Source organism: Microvirga aerilata (assembly GCF_016743775.1).
Classification (GTDB): domain Bacteria; phylum Pseudomonadota; class Alphaproteobacteria; order Rhizobiales; family Beijerinckiaceae; genus Microvirga; species Microvirga aerilata.
Genome location: NZ_JAEQMY010000043.1, coordinates 24,409 through 41,116, shown reverse-complemented (window position 1 = coordinate 41,116; position 16,708 = coordinate 24,409). Strand labels below are relative to the sequence as shown.

The following is a 16,708-nucleotide window of genomic DNA, read 5'->3' as shown; positions in this document are numbered from 1 at the left end:
CAGTTGATCGGCCCAGCGGTGGGCCTCGCTTGCATGCGTCATGGCGCGACACCTCCGTGTCTAAGACAACGCACAAGGCCCGGCTGTAGTATTAGGATTTACGACACAAAAAAGAGGCTCCGGTTCGGAGCCTCTTTCCGTCCGATCAATGCAGAGCTAATCAGTACGTGCAGACGTAACGGTAGCCGTTGCTAGCGACGAAGGTGCCGGTTCGCGGATCATAGGACCGGTACTTGCGGGCGCAGTATGCGGCAAGCTGCGGGTTGACCGTTCCGGGAGGAGGGGGCGGTGCGGCCTGAGCCTGGTTGGCAATAGCGCCTGCGATCAGGGCACCAGCCGCTAAGCCGAGAACGCCTGCTGCGACGGCGCCACCATTGCCGCCACGACGGTAGTAACGAGGGCCGCCGTAATAGCGGCGATACTGTGTGTACCCCTCTCCCGGGTATTCCTGGGTGATATTCGGCATTTGGTTGCGGGGGGCCGCAAAACTCTGAGAGATCGGAGCCGCCAGCATAGAGGCGGCAACAAGCAGAAATGCAAACTTACGCATATACTTTCCTTGTGGTCTGTTTCTGGACTGTTGGCCAGAGGGAGTGGTCCGAATACCTACAGGGTGGATATGAAGCCCGCTGCTCAATCGAGCTTCGACTAATTCTAGCGCGTCGTGTGGCCCTGCGGGTCACTGGCGCGGCCCTTCGAGTCCGCGCCCAACAATGCGTTCTTTGAAGAGCCAAGCATCGGATTGGATCCCAAAAGTGTATCCACTTTTCACGTCCGGTGCTCTAGCTGGTGGGCGCCGTCATCGTGTGGATGAGTTTCTTCCGGCCGCTATCGGCATAGACATCGATTTTCACGATCTTGGCCCGGATCTTCTCGGAGCCTTCAAGTGCGGTGACTGGAACGAACTCAACGTCGATGGCGACGCCCCGGCCGTTCTTCTTTACGAAGACCTCCGCTTCGGCGGGACTCATTGGGAGGCCGTAGAAGTCCTTCGTGTTTATGAACACAACCTGTATATCTCCGGATCCCTTCCACGGGCGATCGCCACTGTTGAAGGCGGTAGCAGCCGTGACGGGGCGAAAATCGAAGACCTTCCTGTCGAAGTCGTACTCCCCAAAGCTCGCTGATACCGGGATCGTAAACGACTCGGTGACATCAAAAGCCTGGAGGTTTTTGGCCAAGATCTTTTCAGCATCGCCAATGGTTGTCACTTTGCTGAATTCGTTCTGCGGACCGACCACTTTCGGAGCAAAGCGCTCTTCCTAGATCGAGATGTAGGGGGTCAGGCTCGTTGGCTCTGCGAGCTTGAGGTAAGCGAGAAATACGTTGTGCGGGCTGAACTCATGGGCCGAGACAATGAGCGGACTGACCGTCGTGCTGAGGGCTACGAGCATTCCAAGAACGCGCTTCATGGGTAAGACTCCGTTAGAGACCGAGATCCAAATTCTTGGATGCCTTACGGCGCTTTTCTTCCTCGGCAGCCTTAGCCTGGTCAGTATGGAACTGCTTGGCCTCCTCCACTGCCAGTCGGAAGTTAAGATCGACCACCAGCTCCTTCGGACCGATGCTGACGCGCAGCTGCGGGCGCATCTCGGCGTTGTTGTAGGCCACTTCAAGCTCATGCTTGGATTTGAAGGGGTTGTTCTTGCAGAAGGATCCGCTGAAAAAGATGCAGCTGTGCGCGTCGTTCTTCGTGATCTTGTCGTACGGCCAGGGGGACTCGTAAACGAGGTCACCGTTCTCGATCTTGGTAGGCTCGCCATACTTCTCGGTGATCTTCGCCTTGAGGATGTCCTCAGACATGTTCACATCGAAGATTTGCTTGTACTTGACGCTCCAGAGCCGGACCTTGCCATCCTTTGCGATATAGCGGAACGGGAAGATAGCACGGTCAACCTGCTGCCATCCCTTAACGTAATCGCTGATCTCCTGGTCCCACTTGCCCTCGTAGCCGGCGTCCGTCATCGCCTTGGCGGCGTCAACGTCAGTCATATTGAGCTTGAGGCCAGCGAGCTCGAAATTTAGGATCTGCTCGCTGCTGTAGGTAGGGCCTTTCTCTTCTGCATGGCTCATAGAAGCGGGCGTAGCCATGGCCAGGAACGCCGCGCATGTAATGCTGAGTAGTCTTCTAGTTCTCATTGGAGGCTCAGGTGGTGGGCCGCGCAGGTCGAGATCAACCGTTGCGGGTGGTGAGGTTTGCCCCAGGAATACAGTGCCGGAGAACTGCATCAAATAAGGTAGATTTACCGTATCGTAATGTGAGACGGAAAAGCCTACCCGTTCAGGATGTGCGACTTCGGTGTTTCTGGTTTCAGAAATCGAATAGAAAGATCATCAAGATGAACGACAATAGCACTCCTGAGGCAACAGATCTCCTTCTGAAATTCAAAGCTGTTCCGGATATCCGCAGCCGCGTTGCCATCGTGGCTCTCATGCTTATCACCCTGTTCCTGCCCTTCGGCAGCTCGTCAGCCTTTGGCATGGGCGCTTCATTCGGGCTAGATAACGAAGCCGTACTCGGCTCATGGGCCTACTGGCTTAGTCTAGTTTCCGTGGGCTGCGTTATTGCACCAGCATTCGATGGGACGAAGTCCGCCACACGGGTGATTGCTATTCTCATGGGTGCCGGAGCTATCCTCGCAGCGATTGTCGTTTTCGCTGCCTTTGTCAGAGGCTACAGCGAGATTGCTATGGCCGGAGCCGGATCACGGGCCCTGTTCGGACGATCCGCAGATGTATCCAGCTTCGTATCCTTCGGGCCTCACTTTGGAGTTGCTCCCTTGGTTGTGCTTGTCGTGCTTACAGCAATACGGGGCCTGAAGGCCCTGAGGGCGAACCCTACTGTCGTCGCTGCCTGAGATCCTGATCCAGCCTTTCGGGCTGGAAACCTATACAACGAGCCATATTTACTGGGGTGATCAAGATGACGTCCGCTAAGCCAATCTCAGACGATATCCCACAGCCTGCGATGGCTGTTTCCGAGAACCCGATTCTCAATTCCGAATCGCGCACATTTGCTATGATCGCCTATGTGCTGTTCCTGGTCGGCATCGTAGTGCCACTGACCCCCATCGTTGGTCTTATCATCTCATATGTTAAGCGCGGTGATGCGACCGGCACGCCCTATGCTACTCACTACCCGTGGCTCATCCGAACATTTTGGATCTCCTTTGCTCTCGGCGTCGTCGGCCTCCTACTGACTGTTACTTACGTGGGGGCCATCATTGGGCTCCCAATCCTCATCGGCACGGGCATCTACTACCTCTACAAGGTTATCAAGGGCATTGTTAAGGCCCTTGAGGGCAAGCCCGTCTCCTGAAAGGAAACTGCGGGCTGAACGTGGCGAGAAGGCAACCTTCCGCCAGGCAAAGGGTGGAGCATCGGGCCTAAAGTGGATTCAATTTCAGGCCCGATGCGCTAGCGACGTACCTCGATACCGAGGAAACGCGACATCCAAATCGCGACGGCGTGAGTGACATTTTTCGCCTGTAGTTTGGTTTTGATGGATGCGATGCGATGTTCCACAGTACGGAATGACACATTGGTCTTGAGAGCGATCTCTTTTGAGGAGAGGCCCTGTGCCAGCAGGTCAAGAACATCCTCCTCACGACCGGTGAGAAGCTTACGCTCGACAGGAAGAAGGATCCGCGTCTTTGACAAGGTAACGGCGAAGGCCGGCGTTCCCTTCTGCCGTGGGGCAGGCAGAATATGCCGATCGTAGGTGGCGATCTGATCCTGAATGCGGGAGGTCAGAGTCATCTGGCTGATGAGACCTGAACCTTTAGCCGCGTGGTATGCAGGCGCGACGTCATTCCGCATGTATGCTTGATCCGGATAGTCGCCAAGCAGCGATGAGGAGCTTCGGAGATTCACATTCTCCACGACCCGATGAAGCGCATACGCTAAGGGGTCATCAGCCTGCATGTCGATAAAATAGAGATTTGTCGATGAGTCGCAGAACTCTTCAAGCTGCTTCATGAGTGGGAATGCATCGTCATGAGAGGTCGGTTTGAGGTTTGCCCACTGCTCGGCAGCGTGACGGAAAAGCTCTCGGGACTGCATGCGACACATACCAGAAGTACAGCTACGATCCCGGAAGCTTAACCATAGAACCTTGCGTCAAGCTATAGGCATGAGGAGGATTGGAAGTCGTTTGGTAAATGGTCAGCCTGAAGCGTCCAGGAGAGCCCTCATATGCAACGCCACATGTATTACTGGCCGCATCCGGGAAACTGACGCCGGGGTGCACCAACCAGTTCGATCATCAGGCCTGCCGTCTCGGGGCGCCCTCAGCAGATCGGCCTCGACTGCACTTGGAGCGGAGTCTTCCCGACGAGTGCGTTGCGTGCACATGATCGAGCAGAGCATAACAGATCGTCTTCGATCTCGGGCGTGAGCATACTGTATTTCTACCCTGTGCTCCTTTGAAAACTCATCTGATATCAGCTCCCGATGAAGTACCGGCGCATACCCGTACTACTAAGCGAGAGAACAGGGGAGAAACATGGTTGCAAACAATATTTTTGCTCCGTTTGGCAGCGAGGTTTTGCCAGCGAACGATGATGAATCGAGCTCCTACATCGACATCACGTCCGTATTCGAAGGTGGCATCAACTTCTTCGGGAGGCACTTCGACGGTCTCTACGTCAATAACAACGGGAACGTTACCTTCTCCCAAGACCTTTACACCTACACACCCAGCATCATCGGCGGCTCAAACAGCCTTGCGATTATTGCGCCGTTCTGGGCTGATGTCGACACAAGGGGAGCAGGATCACAGGTCACCTACGGACTGAACCAGGAGCGTGACTCCTTCATTGTTACTTGGAGCAACGTCGACTATTACAATGCGGTCGGATATAGCCATGTCTCGAAGTTCAACTCATTTCAGCTTGAACTGACCGACCAGGGTGGCGGCGACTTCAACATCATCTTCCGCTATGGCGGACTGACTTGGACGACAGGTGATGCCTCATCTGGCTATAGCGGCCTCGGTGGGTACGTTGCTCGTGCTGGCTTCTCCTCCGGAGATGGAGAGCACTACTTCGAGCTGCCCCAATCCGGATCTGAGTCTGGCATGCTCGGCCTGACATCTGCACTCGGCAGCATGAGCAACCCTGGTGTGTGGGAGTTCGAGGTCCGCAGCGGGGAGGTGCGAGGCATCGGCTCGGAACGCAACGACAGCCTGTTCGGTGATGATGGCGACAACTTCATTGATGGACGCTCTGGCAATGATCGGATCGAACCGGGCGCCGGTAACGACCGCGCTCTGGGCGGGTCTGGAGATGACATCCTGGTTGCGGGTCACGGTCAGGGCAACGACTCTTACGATGGTGGCGCTGATATCGATACCATCACGTTCACAAGCACCAAGCGCGGCGTGACTATCAATCTTTCTGCTGGCACGGCGTTCGGTTCGGAAACCGACTCCGACCTGATCATGGGTGTGGAACACGTGATTGCAGGTTATGGTAATGATACCGTCGTGGGTGATGCACTCTCCAACCGCCTGTCTGCTCTATCGGGCAAGGACATTGTGAAGGCTGAGGCTGGTAACGATGTGCTGAATGGCGGCTTGGGCAATGACAAGCTGTACGGAGGGGACGGCTGGGACACATTCATCTTTGACTCGAAGCTTGGAACCTCCAAGACTGACCGGAAGGTGAACTTTGATATGATGACCGACTTCAAGGCGGCCGATGACACCATCTGGCTCGACAACAAGGTGTTTTCCAAGCTCGGGAAGAAAGGCTCTGAGGCGGCTCCAGCACTGCTGAACAAGAAGTACTTCACAGTCGGAGACAAGGCCAAGGATAAGAACGACTACATTGTCTATAACAAGAAGACTGGCGTTCTGTCCTATGACTCGGACGGCTCAGGCTCGAAGGCTGCGGTGGAGTTCGCTCAGCTGAAGAGAGGCCTTGCTTTGAAGTACGATGACATCTTCGTCATTTAAGGACTAACGACAATACACTTTCTTTCAGTGTCCTAGATCATCGGGCCCAAAAGCCGTTCCACTTTTGGGGCCCGATGCTTCACTCTTTGGAGAGCGCATCGCGTGGAAAGCCGGGTCCACTGTTCCGTACGATGCGCTAGAGCCCTGCACCCATAAGAAAGCACTTTTACCCTTCCATGAGTTCAGCGCTCCAAAGTTCCAATCCTTAATCGCTATCGCGGCTGCCCAGGATCCTCGTCAAAGCCCGCAGCAATGATTGCTAAAGCCCGTTGCTGATCCGAAGGCCAACCTAAGACTAGAGATCATGCTCACAAAAAAGATTATCCGAGCTGGAGCCGTTGTCTTGGCTTTGCTCGTGACTCCTGCCGTCGCTGACCCCCTAGAAGACTTCATGAGAAGCAACCTCATGAAGATCTACGACCTGCGCACATCCGGGGTGCATTCTGAGCCTGCAGTTGAGATGTGGAAGGACCTCATCGACAAGGCCGACGCCGAGCGCCGTAAGGCGAGGGATGGCTCGACGAACGCCGGTCCGGTGCCCGGCTACGTGTTTGGCAAGGAATTCAAAGACAGCGACACGACCGTGATCGCATCGATCTACCGGGCCTATGATTCTGCCTGCGACAATGGCCCAAACTCCGGCACGAGCAAGCAGTTCTGGGCTACCTGTCCCGCCCGGGTCAAGGTCATGGAAGGCGGTAGTTCACGCACTGTCGAGGGTACCGTCTGCGTGACAACGGAAGGATTAGGGCTGGAAGGGAAGCAGGCTCTCCAGAGAAACAACTTCGCCGTCCATGTTCCGAAGCTAGGCGTCTTCTTCAACGTCACCGACAAGGGGAGCTTCGTCTCCGACTGCACGAAGGAAGTACGGTACGGGATATTCCCGGAGCAGGAGCCGGAACCGGCGTTGATCGATCTCGAGGATACTTCGCCTCCACCAGCTGGGGCGGTCACCGCCGTCTATTCCGACACTCAGGGGGGGACTTGCAAGGAGACCGTCCGTGAGGAGGAGCTGAGTGAATGGACATGCTCCGCCCCGGGTGGTCGGACAGTGCTGTTCGGTGATACGGGCGGCATTATGGTGGTCCGTTTCGGCGAGCCGACGAACACCACATGGGAGCCGGAGTTCTGGCCAAGCAAAAACGGCTTCGGCAAGAAGATCGAATGGCGCGTTCGCGATGGAAAACCGTTTGCCTCGATCCTGAGGTTCTTCCTCGGCAATATCGACGGGAAAGATGCCGAGGTGCTGGCTGTCACGAAGGTGGAGGGCAAGGACGCGTGCCACATGGCCTATGTGAACGCTCGCCCTAAGGACGCCAACAAGCAGGCGGCGGAGATCGCCGATACCAAAGCTCATGCATTCAGGTGCGGTGCTCATAAGCCGATCAAGGTCGGCGGCGCCAAGTGGTACGGGGAAGAGTCCTTCACCCTGGACGAGAAGGCCGAGCACTTCAATGTTACAGGCCTCCAGCCCGGCCAGATGCTCCCCCTGCACCGTTACCCGCCCCCATCCTCCCCAAAGGTCGGTGAACTCCCGCATGATGCCAAGGGCCTGAAGAACTTCGGTTGCAACGCAGTCGACGGAGAGAAGGTCATCCCCGACCTTGGGCAGCCCACCGCAGGACTTCCCCGCTTCTGTCAGATCCGCACGTCCAAGCTATCGGGTTGGGTGGATTCCCGCTTCCTCGTGCCCGGCTCCAAGCCCCCGCCGGAGCCTTCGACCGACATCTCGATTTATCCCGCCGACATCGTCGAGGCGATCAAGCCGAATCTTGAGATGTGCGAGACGTTCCAGCTCGAGGACGATTTTGCCCGTAACGATGCTGACCTGAACGGGGACGGCATCAAGGACTGGATCATCGATTACGGCGGGCTGGTATGTGACGAGTCCCACATCGCCTATAGTGGCAGTGCCGGCAGTCTCACGCAAATGCTGATCTCATCCGGACCCGGCAAATGGGTGGTGAAATTCGACGAGTACGTCCGGGACTACAAAGTCGTGACCCGCAAGGGGAAGACTGTCATCTCCCTCGGAATGCACGGATCAGCCTGCAAGAAGGTCGGTGCGGCGGCCTGCACAAGGACGGTCGACTTCAACACGCATTGAACCGGTTCACGTCATCGCCAAAGGCGATGGCGACGTCGGCCACTCATTCCGACCATTGTATCGCAACGGGATCCACTAATGACCGCATCTGCAGTCGAACTCGTCGAACTTCCCGGGACCTTTTCGAGGGGCTTTTGACACAAGAGCTTAGCGAAAAGGCTGAGTTCGCTGTCCTCATGGCGCACGAGGATCTTGCCCCCAGCCAAACCAGTGACTTCAAGAAGGGGGCGCTGACCTATGGCCTTAGTACCGCTCATACAGAACGAGAAGCCCCGGGGTTGGACAGATCGAGCGTTGATGAAGCTGCTGTCATATTGATACAATCGGACGCCGACTATATCTGATATTCTCCTGGGTTCGTTTGAAGCCTAATGCTCCGTTAGCGCAGAGTTAGTGCATACCGGAAAAATCAAAAGCATAGTCAACGGCTTAGCCTTGCGTGGCGCCAGATCATAATCCCTGGGTATCAGTCCCCATGTGGGGACTGATACCCAGGGATGTGTCCTCTAGCAGTCCTGCACTTGGTCAGCTCAGAAAGTCGGCCAAGTTTGGAGCCTCAGGAGTGCCGAGCATTTCCTCAATCGCTAGTGCAATTGATAGTGCCTGCACATCAGCCCCTTCAGGACAAATAATCTGCAGTCCTATTGGGAGATTCCCAGGCTTCTGCGGCAGAGGGATGCTCACGGCAGGACACGCGAAATAATTCGCAGGCTGAGTGTTGCGGGTCATACCCAAAGCAAGATCAAGGGCTTTCTGTTCGTCATCCAGGTCAGCCACGGAAGGTGGAGGCGTTGCGGTCGTTGGAGTGACCCAACCGTCGAATCCTGAGAATTTCTCGGAGACGCTCTGGCGGGACTTGGCTCGCTTCGCCTCAAGAGCGAGATAATCTGCTGCCGTCACATCAAGGCCAGAGGTTGCGCGCTTCGCAACAATTGGATCCATCTGGTCACGACCGGCAAGGAAGCGATCTCGGCCAAGGGTCGCAATAAGGCAAGCCGGGAGAACAGCGGGGAAATAGCGCTCGCGTTCGCTCGCCTCGGGAACAGACACAGGCCTCAACCGGCACCCTGCAGCCGACAGGGCTTCCATCGCACCCCTAATTTGCGCTTCGACAACCGGATCGAGGTTATCAAAGAAGTACTCCTGAGGAATGCCAAGCCGGAGCGCCTCGACCGGAAGGGGGCGTGCCTCCGGTTCACCAGTGAGCGCAGCCACAGCAATAGCAGCGTCTCGGGCACTGCGCGTTAGCAGGCCAGGCGTATCCAAATGAGGAGCCAGGGGGAACGCTCCATCAGTCGAGAAGAAACCGGGTGTCGTCTTGAACCCAAATATTCCGTTGAACGCGGCGGGGACGCGGACTGAACCGCCCGTATCCGACCCAACGGCGAAAGCACATAAACCGGCGGCGACTGCGACGCCTGAACCGGAGCTCGAGCCTCCAGGCAGGCGCGGCGTTTGGGCGTCCCATGGATTGATCGGTGTTCCCTGGGCGCTGGATACCCCGGTAATGCCGAGGGCGAACTCGACAGTCCTTGTCTTACCAAGGATAACGCATCCTGCCTGACGCAAACTCTTGACCAGAGGACCTTCTGGTCCAGCGATGTCGTCGATGCTCATTTTGGTGCCCGCTGTCGTGGGCATACCTTCGACAACGAACAGATCTTTCACGGCGATCGGTACACCCATCAGCAGACCAAGGTCAGTGCCGGCCGAATAGAGCGCGTCGATTGCGCGGGCGGTCTCAAGCGCCTGTTCGGCGGCAACATGCTGGAATGCGCCGAGCCTCGGGTCGAGCGCTTCGATGCGGGAGAGATAAGCCCGCGTCGCCTGTTCGGATGTTATCTCGCCAGCTCGAAACCGTCGGGCGAAACCAGAGAGTCCTCCCTGACCAAGTGGATCCTGTTCCAACACGACCATTCAGCGTCCCTCGCAATATTAAAACATAGCCGCTTTCGGCGGCGCTTGTATGCTAACCATGACAGATGTCACTCCGTAGCAGAGGATAATCTCGAGCTAAGCTCTGTCGAGGAAAAAAGTGTTTGGCGGGGCGGGAACGCGCACTAGGTTTAAGTCACTGCAGAATGAGTCCCTTTTTGCAGTGACAGACTTCTTAGCGAAGCAGATAAAAGGGTGAGGAAAAATGAGGATTGCTATCGCCGCTGCATTGGCAGCCACTCTGGCCATCGCCGGCGCTCCTGCTCAGGCGCAGGTTGAGGTCGGTGTTATCAACAGCCTTTCAGGTAACTTCGCCGCGTTCGGCGAGCGCTATCGTACAGGCCTTCAGGTTGCACTTGACGAGATCAATGCGAACGGAGGCATTAAGGGGCAGCAGCTCACCCTCACGATCCAGGATGACCGGTCTGAAGCGAAGAGTGCGCTTGCCGCAGCTGAGAGTTTTGCCAGCAAAGACGTTCCGCTTGTCATCGGCTCCTACGCTTCCTCGATCACAGGACCTCTTGCGCAGTTCCTGACACGCCAGAAGGTTCCGATGATCGTTCTGGGCAGCGCCGACGACAGCATCACGAAGCCGGGTTCGCCGTGGGTGTTCCGCGCCAAGCACAACTCCACAATCGTCGGAAAGGCATATTTCGATTACTTCGATCATCTCAAGAATACAAAAAAAGATGTACCTCTTGAGACGGTCGCCATGCTGTACGGCAACGGTGCTTGGCCGACTTCACTGGCGAAGGAAGGCAAGCGTCTCGCCTCGGAGCGTGGGTACAAGGTCGTCGGTGACCAATCCTATGATCAGGGTGTGACTGATTTCCGACCGATCCTCAACCGCTTCCGCGGCGCCAACCCGGATATCCTTTATATTGTATCCTATGCAGAGGATGGTGTCGCGATCACCCGGCAGATGCGTGAGGTTGGCCTCAACGCCAAGGTCATCGCCATCGATACGTCCGCGGCTCTTCCGAGCTTTGTTCAGCAAGTCGGAAAATCGGCTGACTATGTTGCAACGGCCGTAAGCTGGAGCCAGGACGTGAAGTATCCTGGTGCTCAGGAGCTCTATGAGCGCCTGAAGGCCAAGGCCGGCGGTGAGCCTTCGTTCTATGAGGCAGAAGGCTATCTCGCGCTGATGGTCGCGGCCGATGCTCTGCGCCGTGCTGACCCGAAGTCGCGTGACTCTGTGCGCGATGCGTTGGCTGCCACCGACATCACGACGCCCGTGACGACAGTGAACTTCAAGAGTGCTGACGGCTTCCAGGGCCAGAACCCGATTCGAAGCCTTATCCTGCAGATCCAGGACGGCAAGCACGTCACGGTATTCCCGGATGATCTCGCTGCGAAGCAGGCGCAGCACCCCACGCCGGAGTGGTCAACCCGCTAACACCGTTGGACCGGCGGCACAGCCGCCGGTCCAATCAAAACGGCAGTCACACATGACGATTGGCTCGCAACCGCGCACTTGCTTGCAGCGGATGAACACGTGACAGCAGTCAGGAACAGGAATGGCCGAGTTGGACATTTTTCTACAGAACATCGCCAACGGCGTTCTGATCGGGGGCGTTTATGCCCTCATTGGAATTGGCTTGACCCTTGTGTTCGGCGTCATGCGCACGATCAACTTCGCCCACGGCGATTTCGTCGTGCTCGGCATGTACAGTGCTGTCCTTTTCAACGCTCTTCTCGGATGGGATCCATATCTGTCGCTGCTTCTTGCGATGCCGATCGGCTTTTTTGCTGGCGTTATTGTTGAGCGCTTCATCCTCTCACGGGTCGTCGATGCGCCGCCGGAGTCAGCACTTCTGGCGACACTCGGAATCTCGTTGATCATCGGAAACGCAATCTTGCTCACCTTTGGTGGTGAGCCGCGCTCAGTTCAGGTGTCGTATGCCTCATCGACCTTCTCTATTGCAGGAGTGAACGTCTCTATGGTCCTGCTTCTTGCTGGGATCGCCACAGTCATTATGATCGCGGCACTCTATGTGCTGCTGAATCGGACTGAAGTTGGCCGTGCCATCCGCGGCACTGCGGAAAACCGACTCGGCGCCGAGCTCGTTGGTATCGATACGCGGCGGATTCATAGCATCGTCTTTGGTCTCGGTGTGATGCTGGCGGTCATGGCAGGTGTCACGCTCATCCCGCTCCTGTTCGCGACCCCGACCAACACGGGAGCCGTGTTCACGCTGAAGGCTTTCGTCGTTACGGTCCTTGGTGGGTTGGGGAACGTCGGTGCGGCAATCGCCGGGGGCATTCTGCTGGGCGTCGTCGAGGTTCTGGGCGCCTCTTACTTTATGTCCGAGTACCGTGAGGCTTATGGATTGATTGCGTTCCTGCTGATCCTGCTCTTCCGGCCTGAGGGTCTATTTGGACGGACGGTGAAGCGCGTATGACAAAACATCTCATTGGATTGGGCGTGCTGCTCGCTGTCGGCATGGCCTATCCGGCCATCTTCCCTAACAATCTGACGGTTGCGATCTCTGTCCTGCTGTTCGCCGGCTGGGCCACATCCTGGGACTTGCTCGGCGGATGGAATGGCCAGGTGAGCCTTGGCCATGCCTCGTTCGTGGGCCTTGGAGCCTATTTTGTCTTCATCGGCCAGAGCCAGTTCGGACTTGCGCCATGGTGGACGATGGCCATGGCAGCCGCTGTTGCGGCAGTCCTCGCCTATTTTTGGGGATGGCTGACCTTCAGCCTGCGAGGGCCGTACTTTTCACTCTCCACCATCGCGGTTGCGGAGATCCTCCGATTGGTTGCCATCAACGAGGAGTGGCTGACTGGCGGCGCTACGGGCGTGTTCATTGCAACCCTGCCCGAGCCATTTGGGGTCGACCTCTTCTCCAGAACCGCGCAGTTCTATATGGCGCTCGCTTTTGCGGCCGTCGTGATTGCGACCGTCATCGTGATCTCCCGGGCCCGGTTTGGCTATCAGCTACGAGCTGTCCGCGAAGACGAGGACTCGGCGATGGCGGCGGGCATTGATCCGACGGCGACGAAGCTGAAGGCGTTTATGCTATCCGCCGCGCTCACCTCAATTGGCGGCGGAATCTATGGGATCGTACTCGCCTTCATCGAGCCGCACGTCATTTTCGCCCTTCTCTTGTCCGTGCAGATCGCCCTCACAGCCATCATCGGTGGGCGCGGGACGATCTGGGGGCCCGCAGTCGGCGCCATCGTGCTGATCGGAGCGGGAGAGATGTTCCGTACCACGTTCGCTGAGGCGAACATGCTGATCTACGGAGTCCTAATCCTTGTGGTTGTGCTTTTCGTTCCTCGCGGCATTGTCGGGGAGCTGGCCCGCAGACATATTCGGAGGCTCTATGCCAAACGTGCTCAGGGCTGACGGCATTACCGTCAAGTTTGGTGGGGTAACGGCCGTCAACAACGTTTCCCTATCCCTTAGCTCCGGCGAGATCCTTGGGCTAATCGGCCCGAATGGAGCCGGCAAGACCACACTGTTCAATGCGGTGACGGGCTTTGCCCCCATGCACTCCGGCAGGATCACCTTGCTCGATAAGGATATCACCGCGCTCCCGGCATTTAAGCGGACCCGTTTGGGGTTCGGCCGGACTTTCCAGACCGAACGGCCGTTTGAGGAGTTGACGGTCCTGGAGAATGTGCTCGTTGCCGCGTTTCTGACGGCCAAACGGCGGAGCGAGGCGGAGCGCCTCGCAATGAGTGTTCTCGAGCAGGTAGGACTGGCGGATCGCGCTCACCAGCCAGCACTGGATCTTAATCTTGCGCGCCGACGGCGGCTGGAATTAGCAAAAGCACTCGCGGTAAAACCGAAGGTGATCTTTCTCGACGAAATCATGGCGGGTCTAAATCCTCCTGCGTTGCGGGAGATGATCGTCTTCGTAAGGTCATTAAGCGCGCAAGGTCTCGCGGTCTTGATGGTCGAGCACATCATGGAGGCGATCATTGAGCTGTCCGACCATGTCATCGTGCTCGCCAGCGGCGAGAAGATCGCTGAAGGCACTCCGCAGCAAGTAACGAGCAATGAGCGCGTGATCGAAGCGTATTTGGGGACCGACTGATGGGGCAGACAGTTCTGCAGGTTGACAATGTCGACCTTGGTTATGGTGCGCTGAAGGTGGTGTTCGGTGCGTCCCTGTATGTGGATCGCGGCGAGTTGGTCGGCCTCGTTGGGGGAAACGGTAGCGGCAAATCGACAATCCTCAGGGCGATCTCAGGGATGATTGCTCCATGGAGCGGTCGCATCCTATTCGATGGCGAGGAGATCAAGGGAGCACGGCCTCATCAGATGGCTCGTAAGGGATTGGCCCACGTAGCCATGGGTCGTCAGTTGTTCCCAAATATGACGATACGTGAAAATCTGATGCTGGGGGCCTATTTGCCGGAAGCAAAGGCGGCCCGGGACGAAAACATGGCGAAGGTCGAAACTCTATTCCCTGACCTAATTCGCTACACCAACGCGATGGCTGGTCAGTTATCTGGTGGACAGCAGCAGATGGTGGCTATCGCGCGCGCTCTTATGCTCGGACCCAAGATGCTCATCATGGACGAGCCAAGTCTCGGGCTGTCGCCGCTTTTCGTCAAAGAAGTGATGGCAGCCATAAGGCGGGTCGCTGAGACTGGTCTTCCAATCCTGCTGGTAGAGCAGAACGTGAAACAGGTCCTCGCTGTCAGTCACCGCGTTTACGTGCTCGAGAATGGCAAGCAGGTGCTCGACGGCCCGTCAGAGGAGTTACAAGGACACCCGATGATCCGTAAAGCTTATCTTGGCCTTTAGGCTTTTACTGATGAGTCTTAAGGCAATCACGGACGAAAACTTTCAGATGATGGCACGGGCGATGTCCGCCGGCACTTATCTACGACGCGAAATAAAGGTGTTTGGCAGCATCCGCGGCACTGAGGGGCCGCTCTTCTAATTGGACTGTCCAAGAGCTTCTCAGGAGCCTCTCGACGCTTCGTAGCCGGGTTCCATCCTACGGGAGCCAGTCACAGGTTTCTTTGCTTAAAGTCTTGTGCAAGCGCGAGAACTCAAGTTCTCTGATCTGTGGGATTGTGATGTTTATACCAGGAGGGGCATTGGCTCTTCAGGATTGTGACAACCTCAAAACTGGCATGTGAGCTCGACTCCCTCATTTGCCGTTATGGAAATGTTCTCACATGCCCAGCTGACTATAAACCTGTTATGTACGTCGTCAGATCTGCCGGGCACGTAAAAGGGGAAGGAATGGGCATGCCAATCAATAATGCAGTGAGCATTCAGTGTCCCGACTCGATTGCAGTTGCACCATTCGGCTGGATGCTGGGTAAGCCATATCCACCAAAAGCCGGTGCCACAGCCTACCGGAATACTGCGACTGCCTTCTGGCAGGAGCATCTGTTTGATCCTGGACCGGGTGGGGAAGTAGAGGTCCTTTGGGTGACCTATAACGATGCTAGTCAGGCAATCGATCGCCTAGAGGTTCATCATCTGACCCAGCAAGCGGTCGTACCGCTGATCGGGGAAATTATTCAAGTCGTAGCCTTAAGTGACGGGGAGGGTGCTCCCGATCTCGCCACCGTCCGGGCCTTTCACTTATCTCCTGGGGTCGGAATTTGCATGCATGCCGGCGTTTGGCATGCGACCCGAACCATTGGGCCGGAAGCCACATGCCTGATGCTAACCCGCCGATCAACAACGGTTGACCTCATCGGTCACCTTGCCAATGCTCATCCAGCGCGGGAGACAAGTCTCAGAGACATACAACAGATACACATGACAAGGTGAGATCGCAACAAGACCGGGAGCACAGCCGGAAACGACCAGTAGAATTCAGTTCTATGCCAATATAAGGAAAGCAGGTCTGTCATATGCACCTTGGTGCTCCGACAACATGGTGCTTCCTCACGGCACGTCATCAAAGGTTGAAAATCTTGGACTTCTCTTTCTGGGCGCTTCTTGTGATGAAGATGCTGACCAGCGCGGCGATCGTTGTTGGAGCATCGCTGGTGGTGGAGCGAAGCGGTCCGTTCTTAGGCGCTATGATTGTGACCCTGCCGATTTCGGCTGGGCCGGCCTATGTGTTTCTAGCGCTTGATCATGGTTCTGGTTTCATAGCAGCTAGCGCCTTGGCCGGCCTGCCCGTCTCTGCAGCGACGGTCATCTACATGGTTGTCTATGCTGCCCTTGCTCAACGATTTCGAGTTCTGCCGAGCGTCGGCTCTGCATTAGGAGTCTGGGTCATCGCCATAGCGGCTATTCTCAAGTGGCAATGGTCTCTTGGGAGTGCTCTTGCACTGAACATGGCGGTATATGCTCTCGCCATACCGCTCACGCGCAAATTCTCCATTGCTGCCGTGCCCGTTGCTCCAAAGAAGCGTGCTTGGGACGTTCCTTTCCGTGCAGCCTTGGTTATGACTGTTGTCGGCGTAACGCTGGTAGTAGGGAGGACGCTTGGTCCCTCGATCGCTGCCGCGGCTGCTTTGGCTCCTGTCGTCCTCATCAGCGTAGCTTTAATTCTGCAGCCACGTATGGGCGGCACGGCAGCGGCATCCGTGGTTGCCAATGGCGTGCCCGGTATGCTCGGCTTCGTAGGAGCGCTCAGTCTGCTGCATTTATGCGCCGTGCGCCTCGGAGCCCCCGTCGCGCTAATCTTAGCCTTGGCGGTGAGCATCGGGTGGAACGCCTCATTGATTGCAGTACGGCGCTGGCGTTTAGGGGGGAGAGCCGGGATTTGATCATCCCGACT

The 16,708-nt window shown here is 56.6% G+C and carries 17 protein-coding genes; 11 read left to right on the top strand and 6 right to left on the bottom strand.

What is annotated here, in order from left to right; genetic code table 11:
* Positions 1 to 160 precede the first annotated feature (160 nt).
* The 4 genes from JKG68_RS21495 to JKG68_RS21480 all read right to left on the bottom strand — a co-directional run bounded on the left by JKG68_RS21495 (position 161) and on the right by JKG68_RS21480 (position 2,229).
* Positions 161 to 550: a BA14K family protein gene (locus tag JKG68_RS21495; RefSeq protein WP_202063406.1), complete on the bottom strand. Its 390-nt coding sequence runs from the start codon at positions 548 to 550 to the stop codon at positions 161 to 163.
* A gap of 232 nt (positions 551 to 782) precedes the next feature.
* Positions 783 to 1,211, bottom strand: a complete 429-nt coding sequence (locus JKG68_RS21490; protein WP_202063405.1) for a DUF4852 domain-containing protein — start codon at positions 1,209 to 1,211, stop codon at positions 783 to 785.
* 51 nt (positions 1,212 to 1,262) lie between these two features.
* Entirely contained in the window at positions 1,263 to 1,412 is a 150-nt protein-coding gene (locus JKG68_RS21485) for a hypothetical protein (protein WP_202063404.1), read from the bottom strand.
* A 13-nt stretch (positions 1,413 to 1,425) separates the two neighbouring features.
* Entirely contained in the window at positions 1,426 to 2,229 is an 804-nt protein-coding gene (locus JKG68_RS21480; protein ID WP_202063403.1) for a hypothetical protein, read from the bottom strand.
* A gap of 110 nt (positions 2,230 to 2,339) precedes the next feature.
* Here JKG68_RS21480 and JKG68_RS21475 point away from each other — a divergent pair, with 110 nt between their 5' ends.
* On the top strand, positions 2,340 to 2,858 hold the full coding sequence (locus tag JKG68_RS21475; protein WP_202063402.1) for a hypothetical protein: 519 nt from the start codon (positions 2,340 to 2,342) through the stop codon (positions 2,856 to 2,858).
* A gap of 65 nt (positions 2,859 to 2,923) precedes the next feature.
* A complete protein-coding gene (locus tag JKG68_RS21470; protein ID WP_202063401.1) occupies positions 2,924 to 3,319 on the top strand; it encodes a DUF4870 family protein in 396 nt (131 codons plus the stop codon).
* A gap of 98 nt (positions 3,320 to 3,417) precedes the next feature.
* Here JKG68_RS21470 and JKG68_RS21465 read toward each other — a convergent pair whose 3' ends face one another.
* Positions 3,418 to 3,978 carry a response regulator transcription factor gene (locus JKG68_RS21465; RefSeq protein WP_202063400.1) on the bottom strand — a complete coding sequence of 187 codons (561 nt, stop codon included), beginning with the start codon at positions 3,976 to 3,978 and terminating at the stop codon, positions 3,418 to 3,420.
* A gap of 526 nt (positions 3,979 to 4,504) precedes the next feature.
* Between JKG68_RS21465 and JKG68_RS21460 the strand changes: the two genes are divergently transcribed.
* The gene (locus JKG68_RS21460; protein WP_202063399.1) at positions 4,505 to 5,956 is read left to right on the top strand and encodes a nidogen-like domain-containing protein; all 1,452 of its coding nucleotides are present in this window, start codon (positions 4,505 to 4,507) and stop codon (positions 5,954 to 5,956) included.
* Positions 5,957 to 6,347: 391 nt separating this feature from the next.
* Positions 6,348 to 8,063 carry a hypothetical protein gene (locus JKG68_RS21455; RefSeq protein ID WP_202063398.1) on the top strand — a complete coding sequence of 572 codons (1,716 nt, stop codon included), beginning with the start codon at positions 6,348 to 6,350 and terminating at the stop codon, positions 8,061 to 8,063.
* A 525-nt stretch (positions 8,064 to 8,588) separates the two neighbouring features.
* On the opposite strand, the gene JKG68_RS21450 is transcribed toward JKG68_RS21455, so the two are convergent.
* A complete protein-coding gene (locus JKG68_RS21450) occupies positions 8,589 to 9,980 on the bottom strand; it encodes an amidase (protein ID WP_202063397.1) in 1,392 nt (463 codons plus the stop codon).
* Between the two features lie 223 nt (positions 9,981 to 10,203).
* Between JKG68_RS21450 and JKG68_RS21445 the strand changes: the two genes are divergently transcribed.
* The 7 genes from JKG68_RS21445 (at position 10,204) to JKG68_RS21415 (ending at position 16,697) form a co-directional block, all read left to right on the top strand.
* Positions 10,204 to 11,394, top strand: a complete 1,191-nt coding sequence (locus tag JKG68_RS21445; protein ID WP_202063396.1) for an ABC transporter substrate-binding protein — start codon at positions 10,204 to 10,206, stop codon at positions 11,392 to 11,394.
* Between the two features lie 121 nt (positions 11,395 to 11,515).
* A complete protein-coding gene (locus JKG68_RS21440) occupies positions 11,516 to 12,400 on the top strand; it encodes a branched-chain amino acid ABC transporter permease (RefSeq protein ID WP_202063395.1) in 885 nt (294 codons plus the stop codon).
* Positions 12,397 to 13,350 (top strand): branched-chain amino acid ABC transporter permease, encoded by a 954-nt coding sequence (locus JKG68_RS21435; RefSeq protein WP_202063394.1) that lies wholly within the window; start codon positions 12,397 to 12,399, stop codon positions 13,348 to 13,350. Before JKG68_RS21440 ends, JKG68_RS21435 begins: the two co-directional genes overlap by 4 nt.
* Complete coding sequence (locus JKG68_RS21430) at positions 13,328 to 14,044, top strand: ABC transporter ATP-binding protein (protein WP_202063393.1); 717 nt, start codon at positions 13,328 to 13,330, stop codon at positions 14,042 to 14,044. The genes JKG68_RS21435 and JKG68_RS21430 overlap by 23 nt, the downstream gene beginning before the upstream one ends.
* Positions 14,044 to 14,760 (top strand): ABC transporter ATP-binding protein, encoded by a 717-nt coding sequence (locus JKG68_RS21425; protein ID WP_202063392.1) that lies wholly within the window; start codon positions 14,044 to 14,046, stop codon positions 14,758 to 14,760. Before JKG68_RS21430 ends, JKG68_RS21425 begins: the two co-directional genes overlap by 1 nt.
* A 447-nt stretch (positions 14,761 to 15,207) precedes the next feature.
* Positions 15,208 to 15,747, top strand: coding sequence for an ureidoglycolate lyase (locus JKG68_RS21420; RefSeq protein ID WP_202063391.1), 540 nt, complete (start codon positions 15,208 to 15,210; stop codon positions 15,745 to 15,747).
* A gap of 146 nt (positions 15,748 to 15,893) precedes the next feature.
* Positions 15,894 to 16,697, top strand: coding sequence for a hypothetical protein (locus tag JKG68_RS21415; protein ID WP_202063390.1), 804 nt, complete (start codon positions 15,894 to 15,896; stop codon positions 16,695 to 16,697).
* Positions 16,698 to 16,708 lie beyond the last annotated feature (11 nt).